Below are 20,702 nucleotides of genomic sequence, written 5' to 3'. Positions count from 1 at the left end.
AGATGATAAAAGGTGAAGTTCCGCCTGAGGAAGGTGAGGAAAATGAGTAAAGCTGAAATGGTTGCAAATAAGATAAAGGAGAGGTTTCCAAACGCTGAAGTTGTAGTAAAAACCAACAAGTGGGGAAGAGAAAGAGTCTGGGTTAGAATATCTAGAGAGGAATACAAAGAGCTAATGAAATTTATAAGGGAACTTGACCCCGAAGCCCACTATTCAATTGGAATCGAGCAAGATTGGGGAGATGAGCTTGGATTTCTGAATCATATCCTCTTATTCTACGACGAGCCCCCTGGGGTATCTCTGCTAATTGATGTCCATGCTCCAAAAGATAATCCCGTACTACCAGACACTAGCGATATATTCCCAATATCATTGCAATTTGAAAGGGAAGGAATGGAAATGGTGGGGCTTGACTTTGAAGGAGCTCCAGATAAGAGAAGACTCTTCTTACCAGACGACTTCCCAGAGGGAATATACCCATTAAGAACTGATGAAAAAGGTGTTCCGGAGGAGATGGTCAAAAACGCTGGCCACCCATACCTTCTCAGGAGGGAGAAGAAATGAAGAAGGTCGAATATTGGGTTAAAATCCCCTTTGGTCCCATTCATCCAGGATTAGAAGAGCCAGAAAAGTTCATCATAACCCTAGATGGAGAGAGAATAGTAAACGTTGATGTAAAGCTTGGATATAACCTCAGAGGTGTGCAATGGATAGGAATGAGAAGAAACTACGTCCAGATCATGTATCTGGCAGAGAGAATGTGTGGAATTTGCTCCTTTTCCCATAACCACACATACGTAAGAGCTGTTGAAGAGATGGCCGGAATAGAGGTTCCAGAGAGAGCAGAATATATCAGAGTTATAGTGGGGGAGCTCGAGAGAATTCACTCCCACCTCTTGAATCTCGGAGTAGTGGGGCACGACATTGGATATGACACAGTCCTCCATCTAACATGGTTGGCTAGAGAAAGAGTAATGGATGTCCTAGAAGCTGTTAGTGGAAACAGAGTTAACTACTCCATGGTAACCATTGGAGGAGTCAGAAGGGATATAGGAGAGAAACAAAAACGACTAATTTTGGATATGATAAAATACTACAGAGAGGTTCTCCCACAAATAGAAGACGTTTTTCTCCATGACTCAACAATTGAGGCAAGATTAAGGGATGTTGCAGTTGTTCCAAAAAAGCTTGCAATAGAGATGGGTGCCGTTGGCCCAACGGCGAGAGGAAGTGGGATTAAAGAGGATTCTAGATGGAGTGAGCAACTAGGAGTTTATCCCGACCTGGGAATAAAACCAGTAACGCCCGAAGACGTTACTGGAGAAAAGGCCAGAGGAGATGTTTATGACAGAATGGCCGTAAGAATTGGGGAGCTATGGATGAGTTTAGATTTGCTGGAACATGCACTCGATCAGATGCCGGAAGGAAAGATAAAAACATTCCCCAAAGACAATATCTTAGTAGCTAAGCTGAAGCTCCTTGGAGATGGAGAAGGAATAGGAAGGTACGAAGCTCCTAGAGGAGAGCTAGTCCACTACGTGAGAGGACAAAAGGGAAGAGATGGGCCTGTAAGGTGGAAACCAAGAGAGCCAACCTTCCCGAATCTATTCACAATCGCAAAGGCTCTAGAAGGAAATGAGCTTGCGGACTTAGTTGTTGCCATAGCTTCAATAGATCCATGTCTAAGCTGTACAGACAGAGTAGCCATAGTAAAAGAAGGAAAGAAGGTAGTTCTAACTGAAAAGGATCTATTAAAGCTTTCTATTGAAAAGACAAAGGAGATCAACCCAAACGTAAAGGGAGATCCTACACCTACTGGAATTGGATGTTCTAGGGGGGTGTGAATATGAAAATTGTATATGGAGTTATTGGCTTAATCCTCATTTACATTTACGTTTCCGTAGTTTCACTTTTATTTAGTGGTATAGATAGAAAGCTTGTAGCTAGAATGCAGAGGAGAATAGGGCCTCCAATTTTACAGCCCTTCTATGACTTTCTTAAGCTCATGAGCAAGGAAACAATAATACCTAAGACAGCAAACTTCATGTTTAAGGCAGCTCCAATTTTAATGCTTGCGACAGTAATAGCACTTTTAGCCTACACCCCTCTAGGATTTCCACCAATATTTGGGACAAAGGGAGATATAATAGTCTTCATATATCTTTTGACCTTAGCTGACTTCTTCTTAGTTGTGGGTGTCATGAGCTCAGGGAGTCCCTACGGAAGAATAGGTGCCGCAAGAGGGATCGCACTATTAGTGTCAAGAGAGCCAGCGATGATGCTTGGAGTATTTGCGGTAATGTGGGCGATATCAAAACTTGGTGTTGAAAAACCCTTCAGCTTATCGAGCCTATATGAACACACCATATGGGATTTTGGTCCAGTCGCTTGGGTCGCTGGAGTTGTATTAATATACGTCTTCATGGCTTGGCTAGCCAGCGAGATAGAGGTTGGGTTCTTTAACATACCAGAGGCAGAACAAGAAATTGCAGAGGGGACTTTAGTAGAGTACAGTGGAAGATACCTGGGCATAATAAAACTTGCCGAGTCTATTAAAGAGTTTATAGCGGCTTCACTAGTAGTTGCAGTTTTATTCCCATGGCAACTTAACATCCCAGGTGTTCAGGGATACCTAATAAACCTCTTGCTCCACACGCTAAAGGTGTTCATCGTTCTTCTAGTCTCCAAGACGATATTCAGAACTATAACAGGCAGACTGAAGATCAGCCAAGCAGTAAATCTCCTCTGGACTAGGGTGTTTACCGCGAGTGTTATTGGTGCTCTACTTCTTGCATTGGGGGTGATGCTATGATTAGACTTCCGCTCCTCCCAACCGTAATTAAAAACCTCTTCAAGAAACCTGCAACTAATCCTTTCCCAAAGACTGAACCAGTTCCAGTTCCTGAGGATTTCAGAGGAAAGCTAGTATACAATGTGGATAAGTGTGTAGGATGTAGGATGTGTGTAACAGTTTGTCCTGCAGGAGTCTTTGTTTATCTCCCAGAAATAAGAAAGGTCACTCTATGGATAGGAAGATGTGTCATGTGTAAGCAGTGTGTTGATGTCTGCCCAACGGCGGCTCTTCAAATGAGCGATGAATTCCTACTGGCCAGCTACGACAAATATGATGCCAAGCTTATCTACCTAACCCCAGAAGAAGCAGAAGATATTAAGAAAAAGCTAGAAGAAGCGAATAAGGCAAAGGCTGAAAAGCAAGCTTCTAAGTGACACCCCTTTTTTACTATTTTTCAGATCACCGGTCCTCATCACCGCTCAGATCAGGGAGTTCTCATCATCTCATCGTTGGTTTTTTATACCCACTTCTTGATATCTCTTTTGATGTTCAACATAATAGTTAGAGCTAGGAAAGATGCCAAGGCAATACAATACATAAATGAAAGAAACTATGGAGGATGGTTCAAAGTTTCAAGTTTAGGGGGAGGAAGAAAATTTGAAGAAGTAGTAGATAATCTAAGAGAGGCCCTGGAAAGCTCATACATCCCAATTCTTCTCTTTGGGGAAAAAGAAAAAGAGCTTGCTGAAGATGTGAGTAGAGAAATTAAAGGACCATACTACACTAGGATTCTTAGGACGAAGAGAGTTAGAAACATGAGAGTTGATGAACTATATGAGAACATAGAAGAAATTAAGGCAAGATTTAGGTTGGGTGTGTCCTGGGTAAATAACGGTTACCTCTTTGATCCTCAAAACACAATGGGAATAGAACTTCATCCAGACTATGACATCTACTTTGCCTTTGGCAAGGGATTTAGAAGGAACATGATAAAGCTATTGGGTGTAGACCCAGGGGACTTTGCATTAGTGCTGAGAAAGACAATGAACAGGGAAGAATATTATTCAGGGCCAAACAAGATTGCAGAAATCGAGAAAGTTATTGGAAAACCAACAGATGTAAAGTGGAGAATCCCCGCAGTCATGCCAGTATCATTAGAAGATTCCCTTACCCTGAACGTGGAATACATAGAGGCATTTGAGAAAGCCAGCATGGAGTTCCTTTCAAAGTTTCAAGATAAGGATGTAATTGTTCCATGGAGTGGAGGAAAAGATTCAACAGCTGCTCTAATTCTTGCAAGTAAGGTGTTTGACGATGTTACTGCAGTCTATGTAAAGATGGAATATGAAATGCCTCTAACTGATGAATACATTGAAAAGGTAGCCAAAAAGCTGGGGATAAATCTCATTGAAACAAAAGTTCCAATGCCAATAGAAAAGTTTGGATTGCCCACCCACTCAAACAGATGGTGTACTAAAATGAAAGTTGAGGCCCTATATAATGCAGTGGCAGAGTTCAGGGATCCCGTGTTAGTGGTGGGAGATAGAGACTCGGAAAGTGCAAGAAGAAGATTAAAGCCTCCAGTAATTGAGAGAAAAACTCCAGTTGGAAACATTCTGGAAATCATGCCCATAAAGTTCTGGAGCGGTGCAATGGTTCAGCTCTATATACTCATGAACAAACTCGAATTACATCCCCTATACTGCGAAGGTTTTTATAGGCTAGGATGCACAGTTTGTCCAAGCTTAGCTCACTGGGAAATAATTCTCCTCAAAGAGCTAAACTTCTTGCCAAAAATTATGGAAAAGAAATTAAAAGAATTAGAATCTGCGTCTAAAGACGAGGCCTAGAAGGGACAATGCAACTAGCACCCCAGGACCACAAATTTGTTCTGTAGTTGTAGTAGTTTGTTGAGTAGTGGTGGTTTGAGTGGATGTTGAAGTGGTGGTAGATGTTGTTATAATCTCCGTTTCTGTTGAAACTTCAGTGTTCTCTTGAGACTTCCAGCTTACGAAAATCATTGCTGTTTCCCTAGCGTATTGATAGAATATCATTGCTGTTATAAGATCTTCTAAATCTCCTTTAGCTTCATAGCTTTCAGCAAATTCATAATAGGCCATTGAAAGTAGAGGAATTGTTCCACCTGACTGTGCTAAGGCAATGGCACCCTTAGCGCTTTCTTTGATGTCTTCAAGCTTTTCCTTAAGGACCGTCACATTGTCAATTCCAATTGTGTTAAGAATTACTTCTCCCCTAATTCTCGCCTCCATGGCAGAGAACAAAGCCGCAGAGTACTTTCCATCTTCATAGTAGGCTTCTCCTTTGTTGAGAGTGTCTACAAGATCTTGAAGATTTTGCTCTCCAAACATTGAAGTGATGTAAGTGACTATTAATCGTGCATTGTCCAATTGAGTTCTTGCCGCTTTCTTTATAGCTTCCCTCGATATTTCTTCTCCTCTTCCATATTTTTCTCCTAACTCGGCCCAAAGTTCAGCTGTTCTGGCCCTTTCATAAGAGTATGCCGCATCACCTATTGCATTCCAGTAATCTTGGTTATAATAAGAAATTTGAGCTTCTTTTAGATATTCCTTAGCCTCTTCGATTCTCGTTTCCGCTGCAGCTACCGCCTGAAGCATTGTTACTCCTCTAATTGTGAGGTTTGAAATATAACTTTCGATTCTGTCAATCTCATCCTTAACTTCAGAGAATATGTCTTCAATGTCTTTTCCTTCATAGAGGTCTATATACCAATCAACATGTCTAATGACAATCCTAGCTTGAAAGCTGAGACTCATGGCGGTGTAATATTTTCCACTGTCGAGAGCATTCTTAGCGTTATCTAACGTTGATTTGGCATTGTCTAAAGCAGCCTTTAAATAACTATATGTAGTGTACCCCACTTCACTATTCTTTAGTTTATTGCTAATTGTATTGTAATATTGGAGGGTTTCTTCATAATCACTTTTTGCTTCTCCCTCTAAGAAAGAAGTGCTTATAACAACATTTTGTGGAGGTTGAGGCTTTTCAAGCTTGTGCCCAGTAAAGTAGTACACTGCCTCATAAATATCGCTGATTTCAATTACTTTTAATCCCCATCTCTCCTGGGCATATTCCACAACATCTACCTTTCTTTGAGTAGTTGTTATCTGAGTAATAGGCCCAATCTGCTTTTTCTGGGTCTCTGTGACAACTTGGATTCTTTGACCCTTTGGAATTAGAAAAATCTTTGCACCAGCCTGATGAGCGGCAGAGGCTTTTTCTAAAATTCCACCCACTGGTCCTATGCTCCCGTCAGGATTTATCATTCCAGTCATCATCACATCACTTCTAACATCCCACCCCATTAGTGCTGCAATTATTCCTACAGTCATTGTTCCTCCTGCAGAAGGCCCTCCAATTATTGGAGAGTCTGCTCTAACCTGGATGAAGACGTCGTACTTGCTCATATCCTTTCCAGTCACAACTCCTGCAATCTCTGCAGCTAACCTTGCAGAGGCCTGCATATCCACTTCCGTCAATGGCCAAGTTTCAACGTATACATGGCCACTTCCAGGAGCTACTGTTATGACAAATTCAGTTGGTACTCCAATCATTTCCCCGGTTGAGGTCATGGAAACTGCTGGTGCTTTGAGAACAACTGTTCTTCCTAGAGAAGGACACTGAGCCGTTGTGGGAAGAGCAAGTAGCGTAAGAACTATTAAAAAAGATAGTATTTTTCCTCTCATTAGGATTTCACCCTATGATAAAATAAGGAAAAAAGTTTATACGGATTTCGTGCCTAAACTTTTGGAAGGAAATGTTCAGCTAAGTCCCCAGCTATTGGGAACTTAAACCTTTCTCCTTGATAGGCTTTGACAATACCCACTATCCAAGCCACTATTGCTACAATCTTAATCACAAAATCAAAAACAAAACCAAATATGGGAATCCAGCCAAGAAGGAGATCTAGAGCTAGAAGTCCTAAAAATGTAACCGTTGACTGCATGGCGTGAAATCTCACAAACTCACTCTCCTTTTCTAAAATCAACAACACTATTCCACTGATAAATGCCCCTGCATATGCTAGAGCTGCTTCAACATTTTCGTTTAAGCCAAGAGATGTATTTCCGCTTTCCATTATTTCCACCTCTTTCTAGAATAAAAGCAAAGGTTAATTAAACTTTCGACAATTAATCTTTGAGGGAAGAAAAATGCTTCACCACGTCAAGCTAATCTACGCCACAAAAAGTCGAAAGCTAGTTGGAAAAAAGATAGTTCTCGCAATCCCAGGGAGTATTGCAGCTGTGGAATGTGTAAAGCTTGCTAGGGAACTAATTAGGCATGGGGCCGAAGTTCATGCAGTGATGAGTGAGGCAGCCACCAAGATAATTCATCCTTATGCAATGGAATTTGCCACGGGAAATCCAGTCATAACTGAGATCACTGGATTTATCGAGCATGTTGAGTTAGCAGGGGAACATGAGAATAAAGCAGATTTAATTTTGGTTTGTCCTGCCACTGCCAACACAATTAGTAAGATTGCATGTGGAATAGATGATACTCCAGTAACTACAGTCGTGACCACAGCATTTCCCCACATTCCAATTATGATAGCCCCAGCAATGCATGAGACAATGTACAGGCATCCCATAGTAAGGGAGAACATTGAAAGGTTAAAGAAGCTTGGCGTTGAGTTTATAGGACCAAGAATTGAGGAGGGAAAGGCAAAAGTTGCAAGCATTGATGAAATAGTTTACAGAGTTATTAAAAAGCTCCACAAAAAAACATTGGAAGGGAAGAGAGTCCTAGTAACGGCGGGAGCAACAAGAGAGTACATAGATCCAATAAGATTCATAACAAATGCCAGCAGTGGAAAAATGGGAGTAGCGTTGGCTGAAGAAGCAGATTTTAGAGGAGCTGAGGTTACCCTCATAAGAACAAAGGGAAGTGTAAAGAGCTTTGTAGAAAATCAAATTGAAGTTGAGACAGTGGAAGAAATGCTTTCAGCGATTGAAAATGAGTTGAGGAGTAAAAAGTATGACGTAGTTATTATGGCAGCTGCTGTAAGCGATTTTAGGCCAAAAATTAAAGCAGAGGGAAAAATTAAAAGCGATAGATCAATAACGATAGAGCTCGTTCCAAATCCCAAAATCATTGATAGAATAAAGGAAATTCAACCAAATGTCTTTCTTGTTGGATTTAAAGCAGAAACTTCAAAAGAAAAGCTTATAGAAGAAGGTAAAAGGCAGATTGAGAGGGCCAAGGCTGACTTAGTCGTTGGTAACACATTGGAAGCCTTTGGAAGCGAGGAAAACCAAGTAGTATTAATTGGCAGAGATTTCACAAAAGAACTTCCAAAAATGAAAAAGAGAGAGTTAGCAGAGAGAATTTGGGATGAGATAGAGAAATTACTGTCCTGATTCCTTCTTTTCTTCCTCTTGCTGTTTTGTTGTGGGCTGGGGTTTTACTGGAGGCTTAAGTCCATAACCAAGTATTTTGAATTTGAATGTGGTGCCATCTCTTAGGTAGTAGGTTACTTCCTTTGTCTCTTTGTTGAACTCTATCTTTTCAACTGGGAACTTATAATCTTTGAATTTTTCTTGAATTTCCTTGAACTTTTCCGGTTCTATTGGAACCCAATCATAAAGCAACAACTCTTCTTCTCTCCAAGTTGTGGTGAGCATGTAAGTCTCTATGAACCCTAGAGCTCCAGTTGGGCAAACATCTACACAGAACTGGCAGAATGTACATCTACCATAGTCTATCTTTGGATGTGGCCTCTTCTCTCCCTCTATCCAAGTCATCTCTATTGCCCTAGCAGGACATATCTGGCCACACATATTACATCCAATGCACTTCTTCCAGTCCAAGGTATGAAATCCTCTATACCTTGGAGCTGGCTCTATAAATTCATAGGGAATCTTTATAGTGACAGGTTTCTTGAAGAGATATTTCAGCCCAAACCAAGGCTTGAGGAATGAAGGTTTTTTCTTTACCTTCTCCTCGGGAGCTATTCTAAATGTTACCTCCTCCATTTTCCTCACCTATCAATGTCTGGAGGACAATTATCAAGACTCATTAATATTGCAGGGACATCAGCTAATCTCGCTCCGACTAAAAGTTGCTCAAGAACTCTTACACCATGAGCAATGCTAGGGCCTCTTATGTGCACCCTATATGGCTTATGTCCCCCATCGCTAACAACGTATGCTCCAAAATCACCCTTTGTTGCCTCAACATGAGCAAAGGCCTCGCCTGGCGGGACTTTAAACCTTGGAAGGTTCTTCAGTTTTGGATCTTGAACCTTGTAAGGCCCACTTGGTGGTCCCATATCGAGGAGCTGCTCAATTATGTAGAGATCTTGCTCAAGCTCATATCTTCTAACTAAAACTCTTGCAAGTGCATCCCCTTCCTTCAACACTGGAATTTCAAAGTCAAGCTCAGGATACAAAAGGTATGGATCAGATTTTCTAACGTCGTAGGCAACTCCAGTTGCCCTTAGGTTTGGCCCCGTTACCCCCTCTTCTAGTGCAAACTTCTTGTCCATTACTCCAATTCCCTCAAGCCTCTTGTAAGTTATGTAGTTCTCGAAGAGGACATTATCAAAGTCTTTAAGCTTATCTTTGAGGTATTCCACTGTATCTCTAACCTGTCTTAACCACTTGTCCCCTGGGATATCCCTTCTTACTCCTCCTGGGATTGTATAAATGTGGTAAACTCTTGCTCCTGTCAATTGCTCAAATAATGCCATAAACCTCTCTCTGTAAGCAGCAGCCCATTGCCCAGCTGTGTAGACACCTAGCTTAAAGCTCAAACCCATTATCCAGAAGAGGTATGCTGTTACTCTAGCCATCTCTAACACAAGAGTTCTAATCCACTGGGCTCTCTCTGGCACTTCCCATCCAATTATTTCATCCACTGCCATTGAGTATATTGCCTCCGGAACGTCGGGCTCTGGGACACAAATTCTAAGAAGGAGAGCTATGTTAGTATACCAAGGCCTATACTCAGCCAACTTTTCGAAACCTCTGTGAAGGAACCCAGGATTAGCTATAGCCTTTACAACTCTGTTCCCATCCATCTTTAAGATGATACTAAAGTTTTCAGTTGCCATGTGTTGAGGTCCAAAGAACAACTCATAGGTATCTTTATCAATTGGATACAGCTCCATTCCATTTTGTCTCGCTTCCCTAATGAGTTCTTCTTGACTAACCATAATTCTCACCTCAGATCACATACTTATCCTTATCCTCGTCGAATCTATCAAGAATCTTATACTTCTTCTTCACATAGGCAAGCATGTCAAAGTCCTTTCTGTGGGGGTATAGTCCTCTCTCTGGATCATCTAATATCCAAGGCATCTCCATTTTTTCATTCCCCTCAAAGTAAACTCCGAAAAAGTCATGAACGTCTCTCTCATATGTTTCAGCTGCTGGATAAATATCCTTAACAGTTGGCATTCTAGCTTTATCTAAATCTCTGGGAATTCTTGTCTTTACCATGGCATGAGTTCCCAACTCAACGTTAATTAAGTGATAAACAAGCTCTATTTCCCCCTCCTTTGGCCAGTCAACTGCGGTTATCTGAAGCATTAATGGGAAGTTCGACTCCTTCATAATCCTAAGGAAGTCTCTAATCTTATCTGCTGGAACTCTAAATTCTAGCCTTCTTTCTCTCCTTACTTTTCCTTCTGCGTATGGAGCTTTCTCTAGTATCTGCTTGACAATCTCTTCTCCCTTTTCCCACGTCATTCTTTAACCTCCTTCCTCTTATCCATTAACCATGGAATCCATTTTCTAGCTTCTTTCTCTCTCCATCCCTCTCCCAATAGCTCATCCTGATTCTTTCTATACCACTCGTAGTTTTCCTTGTACCTCTTCCATCCATCAGCTTCTCCGTTCTCAATCATTTCCATTAGCTTCTTTATTCCATCCATTACAGCCTCGGGTCTTGGCATACATCCAGCTATATATACGTCAACGGGGATGTACTTGTCAAGTTGTTTTATTGCATTATAAGCGTCCCAGTATATTCCACCGTTAATTGGACAAGAGCCGTGAGCTAGAACGTACTTGGGATCGGGAGCCATTTCATAGGTTATAATTATTCTCTTTAGAGTCTTTGGAGTTACATAACCCGTTATTAGGAAGAGGTCATACTGTCTTGGGCTGGGATCTGGCATTATACCGAATCTCTCTAAGTCATATCTAGCGGTCATTAGTGGAGGCATCTCTATTCCACCACATCCGGTACAAAATGCAACAATCCAAAGACTCTTTTTTCTGGCCCAATTAAATAATGGCTCAAATAACCTCCAATCAACCATTCCCCTCACCTCACAAGCTAGCCATTATGGCTCCAATTGCAGCTATTATTGTTGGCCACTTCCAATAGAATTTCGCCGCTTGGTCAATTGTGAATCTTGGGAATATCGCCCCTACAAATATCGCTATTAGCAATACTGCAATCTGCTTAACCAGTAAAACTGCTAAGCTTGCAAGTGTGTTTAGGAGTGGACTGCCGAATGCTGTGACTACACCTCCTCCAAGGAATATGTTTGAAAAGAATAGTGTCTCCGCGAACAGTGCCATTGCGTGCTGAATCTGAAGCATTCCCATGTGTTTTCCTCCAAACTCCACCATCGGACCTAATGAGATCTCTCCAGGGGCAATCATGATGTCAAATGGTTCCTTTCCAAACATCGCTTGAAGAACAATGTCATAAGCTATTGCAGCCAATAGCAATGGTAGGTGGAATATGCTCCATCCCATCTTTTGTTGAGCCATGACTATTTCGTAAGTGCTGAATGTTCCATAGTACTCAGCTACGGCAATTATAGCGAGTCCTAATGGAACTTGGATTGCTAAGAGTGTTAATAGAGCTCTCTGTGCACCTATCCCAGCATAAGGATTGCCAGAACTCATTGCAGCAAACATTATACCAAGCATTGGAATTTCTAAGAGAAAAGTTACTAGGATTAGATCTCCATACGCTCTAAGAACGCTTATTGGCCCTAATGGGATGAACATCAGGGCGAGTATAGTGGCTCCAACAGCATATATAATTCCAAAGTCGTAAATTAGACCATGAGTTATGTTCTCCTTCTTTCCAAAGAACTTAAGGGTATCAATGATTGGCTGGTAAATTGGTGGGCCTATTCTCCTGTGTATTCTGGCGGTTACTTTCCTTATGATTCCCATGAATATGAACCCAACAAACGTTGCATAAATAATGATTAAGAGAGCCCTAAGGAAAACCCCAATCATCTGTCACACCCCCATAGCTACCAATATTAGGAGGATTATTGCTAAGTACCACGCATATGCCTGAATGTTTCCATTATACACATAACTCCTCGCCAAATCCGCTAACTCTTCAATCGCCTTCCATATGTCATGATATAACCTGTCAAAGCTCATTTTAAGCCAGAACGCCATTGCTTCCTTGAGTGGCAAGAAGAAGTTCCTTCTTATGGTTAGGTTGTACTCCATTGTCACTGGGTTACCAGACTGGTAAGTGTCGGTGACTGGAACTTTTCTAACCCCTGCTCCCATGAAGTAAAGTATTGCTGCAATTATTAGTCCAATGACGAGCCATATTGAGAGTAGTAATCCGTTGTACCTTCCAAAGCCCAAGTCAAGCTCCCAGATTGTTCCTCCGATCGGAGGATTGCTGAATAGTTTGTTGAGCTCTCTAGCCACAAGTCCCGGAGCAACACCAAAGATAACATTCAGGATTGCGAGTATCCCCATTCCTATTGCAAGAGGAAGTGGTGCATCTTTAACATCTTCTAGGTCGCTAGGCCTCTGGCCAAACCAAACAGCATATGTGAATCTTATAAGGTAGACGAAACCTATCGCACTTCCGAAGAAGACCATTGCGCCTAAAATCGGTAAGTTTCTGCTTATAACTGCTTCAAATATAAGCCACTTGCTTGCAAATCCAGCCATTGGAGGAATTCCAGCTAGGCTTAATATTGCGACGAAAGCCATTGCAAAGGTTATGGGCATCTTTTCTGCCAATCCGCCATAATCTTTGAATTCTGTCTTTCCAGTTCTGTAAATTATAGTAGCAACTATGAGGAAGAACAATCCCTTGAAGAGAGCATGGCTTATTGCGTGGTATGTTGCAGCTGCTATTCCTAGGGGAGTTCCTATTCCTAATCCTATTAATATGTAACCAATCTGGCTAATACTGGAGTATGCAAAGAGCTTCCTTATATCCTCCTGCAAAGCTGCTAAAATTCCACCAACCATTATCGTCAATCCACCAAGGAAAGCAATAATGTAGCCAAATGTTGGTGCACTTCTCACATTGCCCAAAGTTATTGCTAGTTTACCATACATTAGAAGATACAGCAAGAAGAATCCGTAAACTCCAGTCTTGCTGAGAACTCCACTGAACATTGCAGTATAACTTTGGTTTGTCTCACTGTATGCATCGGGAGCCCAGACATGAAGCGGAAACATTCCAGCCTTAACACCAAAGGCCACTAGGAACAGAGCGTAGATTAGGAGAGTTTCAGTCTTGGTAAAGACTCCTCCTCCACCCATCATTCCCATCATTGCATCCTGCCTAAATATTGCTGAAATTTCTGGGAAGCTGAGACTTCCCGTCTTGGCGTAGATTATTCCTATAGCCAATAACATTGCATAAGCACCGGCAATGCTCAGCACGAAATACTTTAGTGAAGCATGCCTATTGTACTTAAATACCATCATAAAGCTGGCAAATGTCATTATTTCCCAGGAGAGGAAGAATACGACAAAGTCATTTGCCAAGAACACGCCTAGTGCCCCTGCTAGGCTCATTAGAGCAAAGAGCCATTCATTGCTGTCCTTTGCTGTTGATACTAATCCTAGGACTGCAGAAAGGCCGACAACTGCTGCTATCATGGCAAATATCCAAGATATGTGACTGAGAGCTAAGGTTAGCTCGAAGCCTCCAACGTTCAAGGAATACCTAATGGGCTCACCCTCTAGAGCAGGATAGAGTTTTATTAGGAAATATAAGGGGATAGCTGAGGAAACTACACCAATCGCTTCTCTAATTCCTTTCACTCTAATTAGCCATGCCAATGCTCCACCTATGAGGGGTGATAATAGGATTATAGGAAGCTCGTTCATAGTTTCACCCCCGGAAGTACATTTGCAACATATTTACTAACCTCCACAATATCGCTTCCAGCCTTCGTCACCAAGTTCCAGAATGGCGTTGGATACACTCCTATGACTATGATGAGCATCGCCAATAGTAAGAGGACAATTGCAATAGCCCCCTCGGGAATTCTTTCCCCACTCTTTCCTTTGAACCACATTGTGTGAATTAACCTGAAGTAATAAACTGCCTCTACTACGCTAGCGAAGAGAACCAAAGCCACAGGCCACAGGTTTCCTTCATGGGCTGCTGCAAGGATAATTCTAAGTTTACTCCAGAACACGTTGAACAATGGAACTCCTACGGTGGCTATTCCTCCAATGGTTAGTGACAAGGACGTTAATGGCATTCTTTTGCCCAAACCCTCGAAGTTTTCAATCATTGTTCCACCCAAGGTAATTCCCACATATCCAATGGCCATGAACATCATTGTCTTTACTATGGCGTGGTTAAGCATGTGAAATACTCCAGCACTAACTCCCTCTTGAGTTCCCAGGGAAAGGGCAAGTGCTATTAAGCCTACTTGGCCTATACTTGAGTATGCAATCATTCTCTTTACGTTCTTCTGCCTCAAGGCTGATAGTTCGGCAAATACAACCGTCAACGTTGCCATTGCAATTAATAGCTTAGTTAGAGAAGACCAGCCAAAAACATCTTTGAACAAGTAGAGGATTCTGGCCATTGCATATAGGCCCGCTTTAACTACAAAGGCTGAAAACATTACGGTAATTGGGTGAGGAGCTGCTTGATAGGCATCTGGTGCCCAAGCATTCAGTGGGAAGAGTTCTGCCTCGACTGCCAATCCAAAGATTATCAAAGCCAATCCTACCTGAACAACTGTCGGGTTAATGTCATTAGCAAGCATTGCCAGGTGGGCCATGTTTAACGTTCCTGTTGCTCCATAGATGAGGGCTACACCTACCAAGAAGAAGCTTGAACCAATTCCTCCCAGGACTATGTATTTCATAGATGCCTCTGCAGCTTCGCCAGTCTTGTTATACGCAGTTAGTGCATAAGCGGAAATGGCTGTAATCTCCATGAAGACAAAGAGGTTAAAGATATCTCCTGTAGCGATCATCCCTGTAGCTCCCAGGAGTAAAAGTAGGAAGAGCATTGCATACTTGTCAATTGGCTCAACAGTTACTGCTTTAAAGTTGAAGAGGGCCATTAGAAAGCTCACTACCGCAATTACTAATATGAACAACGCCGCAAAGTGACCTATGTATAGGTTAATCCCAATTGGAGGTTTCCATCCACCAGCATAGATTATAATTGGTTTTCCTGTTGAGTAAACTTGAACAAAGGCCCAGCTAGCAATTAATGTCTGGAGCAAAGTTATTATGACGAGGAATGGCTTAATTAGAGACTTTCCTATCTGCTTTAATACGGGAACGAAGAATGCACTGATGAGAGGAAGAGCTATCAACAAAGCTGCAACCTGGCTCATCCTCTCAACCTCCTTATCTCTTCTATGTTGAGGGTTCCATACTTTTCATACAATAGAATAGCAACGCTAAGGGCCATTGCAGTGGTTGCAACACCAATGACTATTGCCGTTAGGACTAATGCTTGAGGAATAGGATCAACTGCATTGCTAGCTGTTACACCCTCACTTAGAATTGGCGCAGATTTTCCAGAAACGTATCCAATGCTGATGAGTAGAAGATTAACTCCGGTCTCCATGATACTCAGGCCTATAAGGATTTTTAGCAGGTTCTTCTTAACTAGCACGGCATAGAGACCGATGAGAATGAGGCTTATTGCACCGAAATAGTAAGAGGAGATCATTCTTTCACCTCCTCCTTGAGCATGTTGTCCACGATTCCACTGAGCTCCGTTCCCACCTTTATGCCAATCAAAGTGTAAATTATTGGTATGAATCCTCCGCTGAAGAGTCTACCTATGTTCTCATGTCCCCATCCCCATGTTTGCCAAATCCAATCAAAGAGGAAGTATCCACCTATTGCCAGACCTATTAGTCCTGTAATAACATAGCCCATTCCTGCGAGTCCTTCTGTGACTTCAAAGCCCCTGTGTGGGATCTCATAGATTGTGAAAGCCAGATACATCAACAGGAATGCCGTAGCTATTGTAGCTCCTCCTGGGAATCCTCCACCCGGGGTGAGGTGACCATGAATGAAAATGTACATTCCAAATAACGCTATGAATGGAAATAACAGCCTAGCTCCCGTCGTTAAGACCACAGAACCTTCCGTCTTCGCTGTTCTTTCCCTCTTCTTCTTCCACAATAAGGCCGCAACTCCAGTAGAAGCTATGAACAAAACAGTTACTTCACCTAGGGTATCAAGTCCTCTGTAGTTAACCACAACTGCGGTTACGGCATTAACGGCACCAGTCTCTTCTTTTACATGCTCAAGGTAGTACTTGCCAACAACCATCTTATCCTGGCCAAAAGGAACGTCTGCTAAACCTTGGGCAAGCCAATAACCAATTACAAGGATCGTGAGTATTGCGAGAACTCTCTTGAGCATACCTACCACCTCACCCACCAACCAAGTTTCTCCTCTTCCTCGGTCTCGTATCTGTAGGTTCTTTTAATCGCAAATATGAAGACCGCAGCGCTCAAAGCAGCACCTATAGCTGCTTCAGTCATTGCAACGTCTGGAGCTTGAAGGAAGAAGAACAAAATTGATGCGAAAAGGCTCACTGCAGCCATGCCAACCGTTGAGGCTAAAAGGTCTCTCCACTCGACTGCTAAAATTGCTGAAATTATCATGAGGGCGACAATTATATATTCAATACAAACTATACAGTTCATTCTTGCTCACCCTCCTCCTTTTTCTTTCTTTCAAGATGCTCCTTGTACTTATCCACGACACTTCCTTCCCAGAGGGGAATTCCTGACTTGTAAGCTGCCCTAATCAATGCATGAGCGCTAATTGGGTTTGTTAAGAGTAAAAATGCTGCAATCACGATAGCCTTAGTCAGCCATGCAACGCTGAACCCTTCTCCCAGGGCCCAAATTCCAGTCCCAATTATTACGCCAAGAGAACCTAAGGTTGCGCTCTTAGTTGCAGTCTGCATTCTATTGTAAACATCTGGCATTCTAATTAGACCAAGCGTTGAGAGAAGGTAAAATACCGTCCCAAAAAGTACTAGGAGTTCTCCTATTAATGAGAGAACACTCATAGGCCTCCCTCCAAGTATCTAGCGAAGGCTATAACTCCCGCAAATGACAATATCGCGTATACTAAAGCAACATCCAGAAAGATTATCCTCCTGTAGTATAAGGCGAAGAGAACCATTAGCCCCACTGTTATGGTGGTCATAATATCTACAGCCACTAACCTATCAACGGTTGTTGGCCCTCTAAATACCCTGTACATGCTGAGAAGTGTTGCTACTCCAATTAGGAGGAGATATATGTTAACCCCTATCATTCAAAAATCACCCTTAAGAATTTTTCAAAAGGTTTAGTTATGTGCTCAGAAGCTCCCTCAACGGAGGAATCTTTGACATCTATCCAGTGAATAAAGTACTTATCTCCATCAACATCTAGAGTTATTGTTCCTGGAGTCAGGGTTATCGAATTTGCCAACGCCATCTTGCCCACGTTGTTGGTGAGCGTTGTCTTACACTCCACTATTCCTGGGTTTATGGGCCTCTTTGGGTGGAGCACTCTGTATGCTACATCTAAGTTTGCCATAATCATGGCCCACAAGAAGTAAGGAATATATGCAATAAAGTAGAGGACTCTTTTAGGATGAAGATTTGCCAATCCCCTAGTTGTGAAGATTTCATATGTGAAGAGTGCAGCTATTGCAGAGAACAAAGCTCCAATTGTCAGTTCTTGAGGATCAAGACTTGCTGTCAAGAATAGCCAAATTATGAACAGGACTATGAAAGTGTACAGATACCTGCTAATTGAACTTGCTTCCTCCATTCACAGCCCCCCTAGTTTTGAATGAAAAATTTTGCAATAATTTACACCATTGGTTAACAACGAAATCTTATAAATGTTTGCCTTTGTCCATCTTGTTTTAAACATGAGATTATGAAATCAAAATTTCATACATATGAAAATTTAGTTTCAAATATAGGCAAAACCTTTTATAGGGAGAAGGGGGTATAGGTCTTCAGGTGGTAACATGGCTGAGAATTTAAGTGCTGGGGAAGTTCCGAGTGGTGAGAAAGAGTTCGAAGCACTAACTAAAAGAATGCGGGAAATAATAGAATTTCCCGAGATAAGTGAAGAGGAATTTGAAGAAATGCTAAAAAATGCAAATCGAGGTTACGGAGAACCACTCCCCCATAGAACCTACTCACTCTGTCCTGAGAGTAGGAGAGTAGTTCCCGCAGTCGTTTGGGAAAAGGATGGAATGGTCTGGATAACGAAGAAGTGTCCCGAAGGTATAATTACAGACTTATATTCTGAAGATGTTGACTTATATTATAGATTTCTACGATGGAAGTTCGAAGATAAAAAGCTATTCTCAGTAAATGTTCCTAATACTGGAATTAACTGTCCCTTTGACTGTGGCCTTTGTGCAAGACATAGATCTCACACAAACCTTCTCAACATAGTCCTCACAAACAGGTGTAATCTTAGCTGCTGGTACTGCTTCTTCTATGCAAGAGAAGGAGAACCAGTATACGAGCCAACTCTAGAGCAAATAAGGATGATGCTAAGAAATGCAAAGAAGGAAAACCCAATTGGAGCAAACGCAGTCCAGTTCACTGGAGGAGAGCCCACTTTAAGAGACGATTTAATTGAAATAATAAAGATAGCCAAAGAGGAAGGATACGACCACGTTCAGCTAAACACCGATGGAATAAGACTAGCATTTGAGCCTGAATTAGTTAAGAAGATAAGAGAAGCAGGAGTAAACACTCTATACTTGAGCTATGATGGAATGACGCCTCAAACTAACTGGAAGAATCACTGGGAGATTCCACTGATATTTGAAAACGTGAGAAAAGCCGGTGGCCCCGGAATAGTTCTAGTCCCAACACTAATTAGAAATGTCAATGACCACGAAGCTGGGGCTATAATAAACTTCGGACTTAATCATCTTGACATAGTTAGAGGAGTAAACTTCCAGCCAATATCCCTAGTTGGTAGGGTACCCAAGAAGGAGAGGCAGAGGTTCAGAATAACGATTGCAGGAGCAATTAAGAAGATAGAAGAGCAAACAAATGGGGCTATATCTAGAGATGACTGGTACCCAATTCCAATAGCGGGTTACATAGCTAGGTTCTTCGAAGCATTTACAGGAAAGCACTACTATATGACCAGCCACTATGCCTGTGGAGCTGCAACCTATGTTTTTCTCGACAAAGAGGAGAAGAAGGTTATCCCAATTCCCAGGTTCATAGATGTAGAAGGATTTGTTGAATTCTTAGTTGAGAAGGCTGAAGAAATAGAAAGAGCAAGATTCAAAGGTTTAGCAAAGCTAAAAGCAATAGGAGAGACAGTCTTTATAAAATTCAAGCAGTTCTATGACGAAAAGTATGCACCAAAAGGGTTAGATGTACTTGGACTAATTAAGAATGCATTCATGCATGGAAACTATGATGCCTTAGGACAGTTCCACACTAAGACCCTCTTCCTGGGAATGATGCACTTCATGGATGAGTACAACTACGATGTGGAGAGAGTTGAAAGATGTGTAATTCACTATGCAATGCCCGATGGAAGGATAGTTCCATTCTGTACCTTTAATGTAATACCAGAAATATATAGAGACAAAGTCCAGAGACAATTTAGTTATTCCTGGGAAGAGTGGAAGAAGCTACACCCAGATTGGGACTATAAGAAGGACAAGTACTTCAGGACAAGAGAATTCGTCGAAAAAATGAAGAACAGCGAGCTCTACAGGAAGACTTACATTGACATAGTCAACTACTTTGAGTGAGGTGGTAGGATGAAGTGGATAAAATTCACGACTAACTTAACTCCAGAAGAAGCAAAAATCGTCCAGTATGAACTCTCAACGAGAGATGAATTTTACAGAGTGTTCATAAATCCATACGCAAAAGTGGCGGAAGTTGTTATAGATGATTCAAAAGTTAATATTGAAGAACTAAAGGAAAAACTTAAGGGTGAAGTTATAGAGGAAAAAGAAATTACCCTACAGGAGCTAATAGAGGGAAGCCTCAGCTGGAATAATGTATTGAGAAGCAAAGCTTAATACCCCTTTCTTTTTTTAATTCTCTTGGTGTTAAAAGTGATAATTGAAAAAGTTAATGAACCAATCAAGCTAAAAGATGACCTTCTAAAATTCGTCTTTGGAGTTTATCAAAGCACAAATGGAGCGTATCCCGCCCTAGAGTGGGCAGAGAAAAAGCCCGAACCCAACGATTTTGAGGGCTTTAAGAAAATCTATGAGCCATTTTTAGAGTTTAGGCTCACAAAAGAATTTGATGAACTCTACGTTGCTAAGGACAATAACAATATTATTGGAACAGTAGCATTGGTATACAACCTAAAAGGAAAGGAAGTTTGGTGGGTGCCAGAAGAACTTAGGGAGAAAAATATCGGACTAATCGAATTCTTTATGGTGGATGAAAAGTACAGAGGAAAGAGAATCGGGAGCAAACTTCTTACCTTTGCAATCAAGAGATTAAAGGAATTAGGAAAGGAAATATATATCGTGACTTTTCCCCACTTACCCGCATACCAATATTATCTAAAGAAGGGGTTTCAGAAGGTCATGGACTACAAAGAGTTCGTGATTCTAAAATTCAAGAATTCATGAAAATTTCTTCACAAACAGATTATTAAGTTCTTCTGTTGACCAAAACATGGGGA

24 protein-coding genes and 1 other RNA gene are annotated in these 20,702 nt (G+C 41.6%); 9 read left to right on the top strand and 16 right to left on the bottom strand.

What is annotated here, in order from left to right; all coding sequences use genetic code 11:
* The first annotated feature begins 42 nt into the window (after positions 1-42).
* Genes PWP39_RS03895 through PWP39_RS03880 form a run of 4 tightly spaced genes read left to right on the top strand, consistent with a single transcriptional unit; the run spans position 43 to position 3,228 of the window.
* Entirely contained in the window at positions 43-564 is a 522-nt protein-coding gene (locus PWP39_RS03895; RefSeq protein ID WP_011012580.1) for an NADH-quinone oxidoreductase subunit C, read from the top strand.
* On the top strand, positions 561-1,844 hold the full coding sequence (locus tag PWP39_RS03890) for a hydrogenase large subunit (protein ID WP_011012581.1): 1,284 nt from the start codon (positions 561-563) through the stop codon (positions 1,842-1,844). Before PWP39_RS03895 ends, PWP39_RS03890 begins: the two co-directional genes overlap by 4 nt.
* A gap of 2 nt (positions 1,845-1,846) precedes the next feature.
* On the top strand, positions 1,847-2,812 hold the full coding sequence (locus PWP39_RS03885; RefSeq protein WP_011012582.1) for a respiratory chain complex I subunit 1 family protein: 966 nt from the start codon (positions 1,847-1,849) through the stop codon (positions 2,810-2,812).
* Complete coding sequence (locus tag PWP39_RS03880) at positions 2,809-3,228, top strand: 4Fe-4S dicluster domain-containing protein (RefSeq protein ID WP_011012583.1); 420 nt, start codon at positions 2,809-2,811, stop codon at positions 3,226-3,228. The genes PWP39_RS03885 and PWP39_RS03880 overlap by 4 nt, the downstream gene beginning before the upstream one ends.
* Positions 3,229-3,245: 17 nt before the next feature.
* Here the strand turns inward: PWP39_RS03880 and PWP39_RS03875 are convergent.
* Positions 3,246-3,300: C/D box small nucleolar RNA (locus PWP39_RS03875), an RNA gene on the bottom strand.
* A 39-nt stretch (positions 3,301-3,339) separates the two neighbouring features.
* On the opposite strand from PWP39_RS03875, the gene PWP39_RS03870 reads away from it, so the two are divergent.
* On the top strand, positions 3,340-4,644 hold the full coding sequence (locus PWP39_RS03870; RefSeq protein ID WP_011012584.1) for a phosphoadenosine phosphosulfate reductase domain-containing protein: 1,305 nt from the start codon (positions 3,340-3,342) through the stop codon (positions 4,642-4,644).
* Here PWP39_RS03870 and PWP39_RS03865 read toward each other — a convergent pair.
* Together PWP39_RS03865 and PWP39_RS03860 are read right to left on the bottom strand one after the other, a co-directional pair.
* Positions 4,615-6,519: a S16 family serine protease gene (locus PWP39_RS03865; protein WP_288072740.1), complete on the bottom strand. Its 1,905-nt coding sequence runs from the start codon at positions 6,517-6,519 to the stop codon at positions 4,615-4,617. The two genes, PWP39_RS03870 and PWP39_RS03865, sit on opposite strands and share 30 nt — an antisense overlap.
* Positions 6,520-6,572: 53 nt before the next feature.
* Positions 6,573-6,911 carry a DUF4870 domain-containing protein gene (locus PWP39_RS03860; RefSeq protein WP_014835412.1) on the bottom strand — a complete coding sequence of 113 codons (339 nt, stop codon included), beginning with the start codon at positions 6,909-6,911 and terminating at the stop codon, positions 6,573-6,575.
* A 73-nt stretch (positions 6,912-6,984) separates the two neighbouring features.
* Here PWP39_RS03860 and coaBC point away from each other — a divergent pair, with 73 nt between their 5' ends.
* Positions 6,985-8,193: a bifunctional phosphopantothenoylcysteine decarboxylase/phosphopantothenate--cysteine ligase CoaBC gene (gene coaBC / locus PWP39_RS03855; protein WP_011012587.1), complete on the top strand. Its 1,209-nt coding sequence runs from the start codon at positions 6,985-6,987 to the stop codon at positions 8,191-8,193.
* Here the strand turns inward: coaBC and nuoI are convergent.
* The 13 genes from nuoI to PWP39_RS03790 are packed head-to-tail and all read right to left on the bottom strand — an operon-like array spanning position 8,182 to position 17,834.
* Positions 8,182-8,808: an NADH-quinone oxidoreductase subunit NuoI gene (gene nuoI / locus PWP39_RS03850; protein WP_011012588.1), complete on the bottom strand. Its 627-nt coding sequence runs from the start codon at positions 8,806-8,808 to the stop codon at positions 8,182-8,184. The two genes, coaBC and nuoI, sit on opposite strands and share 12 nt — an antisense overlap.
* A 5-nt stretch (positions 8,809-8,813) precedes the next feature.
* Positions 8,814-9,989: an NADH-quinone oxidoreductase subunit D gene (locus tag PWP39_RS03845; protein WP_011012589.1), complete on the bottom strand. Its 1,176-nt coding sequence runs from the start codon at positions 9,987-9,989 to the stop codon at positions 8,814-8,816.
* 10 nt (positions 9,990-9,999) lie between these two features.
* On the bottom strand, positions 10,000-10,524 hold the full coding sequence (locus tag PWP39_RS03840; RefSeq protein ID WP_011012590.1) for an NADH-quinone oxidoreductase subunit C: 525 nt from the start codon (positions 10,522-10,524) through the stop codon (positions 10,000-10,002).
* Entirely contained in the window at positions 10,521-11,099 is a 579-nt protein-coding gene (locus PWP39_RS03835) for a NuoB/complex I 20 kDa subunit family protein (RefSeq protein WP_011012591.1), read from the bottom strand. The genes PWP39_RS03840 and PWP39_RS03835 overlap by 4 nt, the downstream gene beginning before the upstream one ends.
* Positions 11,100-11,109: 10 nt before the next feature.
* Positions 11,110-12,039 (bottom strand): respiratory chain complex I subunit 1 family protein, encoded by a 930-nt coding sequence (locus PWP39_RS03830; RefSeq protein ID WP_011012592.1) that lies wholly within the window; start codon positions 12,037-12,039, stop codon positions 11,110-11,112.
* Between the two features lie 3 nt (positions 12,040-12,042).
* Positions 12,043-13,899, bottom strand: a complete 1,857-nt coding sequence (locus PWP39_RS03825) for a proton-conducting transporter transmembrane domain-containing protein (RefSeq protein ID WP_011012593.1) — start codon at positions 13,897-13,899, stop codon at positions 12,043-12,045.
* On the bottom strand, positions 13,896-15,377 hold the full coding sequence (locus tag PWP39_RS03820; RefSeq protein WP_288072734.1) for a proton-conducting transporter transmembrane domain-containing protein: 1,482 nt from the start codon (positions 15,375-15,377) through the stop codon (positions 13,896-13,898). The genes PWP39_RS03825 and PWP39_RS03820 overlap by 4 nt, the downstream gene beginning before the upstream one ends.
* A complete protein-coding gene (locus tag PWP39_RS03815; RefSeq protein WP_011012595.1) occupies positions 15,374-15,718 on the bottom strand; it encodes an NADH-quinone oxidoreductase subunit K in 345 nt (114 codons plus the stop codon). Before PWP39_RS03815 ends, PWP39_RS03820 begins: the two co-directional genes overlap by 4 nt.
* Positions 15,715-16,422: a Na(+)/H(+) antiporter subunit B gene (locus PWP39_RS03810; RefSeq protein WP_014835415.1), complete on the bottom strand. Its 708-nt coding sequence runs from the start codon at positions 16,420-16,422 to the stop codon at positions 15,715-15,717. Before PWP39_RS03810 ends, PWP39_RS03815 begins: the two co-directional genes overlap by 4 nt.
* A gap of 2 nt (positions 16,423-16,424) precedes the next feature.
* Positions 16,425-16,709 carry a DUF4040 domain-containing protein gene (locus PWP39_RS03805; protein WP_011012597.1) on the bottom strand — a complete coding sequence of 95 codons (285 nt, stop codon included), beginning with the start codon at positions 16,707-16,709 and terminating at the stop codon, positions 16,425-16,427.
* Positions 16,706-17,080 carry a monovalent cation/H(+) antiporter subunit G gene (mnhG, locus tag PWP39_RS03800; RefSeq protein ID WP_011012598.1) on the bottom strand — a complete coding sequence of 125 codons (375 nt, stop codon included), beginning with the start codon at positions 17,078-17,080 and terminating at the stop codon, positions 16,706-16,708. Before mnhG ends, PWP39_RS03805 begins: the two co-directional genes overlap by 4 nt.
* Entirely contained in the window at positions 17,077-17,331 is a 255-nt protein-coding gene (locus PWP39_RS03795) for a monovalent cation/H+ antiporter complex subunit F (RefSeq protein ID WP_011012599.1), read from the bottom strand. Before PWP39_RS03795 ends, mnhG begins: the two co-directional genes overlap by 4 nt.
* Positions 17,328-17,834: a Na+/H+ antiporter subunit E gene (locus PWP39_RS03790; RefSeq protein WP_011012600.1), complete on the bottom strand. Its 507-nt coding sequence runs from the start codon at positions 17,832-17,834 to the stop codon at positions 17,328-17,330. Before PWP39_RS03790 ends, PWP39_RS03795 begins: the two co-directional genes overlap by 4 nt.
* Before the next feature lie 205 nt (positions 17,835-18,039).
* Here PWP39_RS03790 and tes point away from each other — a divergent pair, with 205 nt between their 5' ends.
* Genes tes through PWP39_RS03775 form a run of 3 tightly spaced genes read left to right on the top strand, consistent with a single transcriptional unit; the run spans position 18,040 to position 20,649 of the window.
* Complete coding sequence (gene tes / locus PWP39_RS03785; RefSeq protein ID WP_011012601.1) at positions 18,040-19,806, top strand: tetraether lipid synthase Tes; 1,767 nt, start codon at positions 18,040-18,042, stop codon at positions 19,804-19,806.
* A 9-nt stretch (positions 19,807-19,815) separates the two neighbouring features.
* A complete protein-coding gene (locus tag PWP39_RS03780) occupies positions 19,816-20,082 on the top strand; it encodes a DUF3213 domain-containing protein (protein ID WP_011012602.1) in 267 nt (88 codons plus the stop codon).
* 36 nt (positions 20,083-20,118) lie between these two features.
* Positions 20,119-20,649, top strand: coding sequence for a GNAT family N-acetyltransferase (locus PWP39_RS03775; protein WP_011012603.1), 531 nt, complete (start codon positions 20,119-20,121; stop codon positions 20,647-20,649).
* Positions 20,650-20,702: the final 53 nt, after the last annotated feature.

It is taken from the genome of Pyrococcus sp. (assembly GCF_030153625.1).
Taxonomy (GTDB): Archaea; Methanobacteriota_B; Thermococci; order Thermococcales; family Thermococcaceae; genus Pyrococcus; species Pyrococcus furiosus.
Note: the sequence above shows the minus strand (reverse complement) of the source record. Positions and strands in the feature narration are given on the sequence as shown.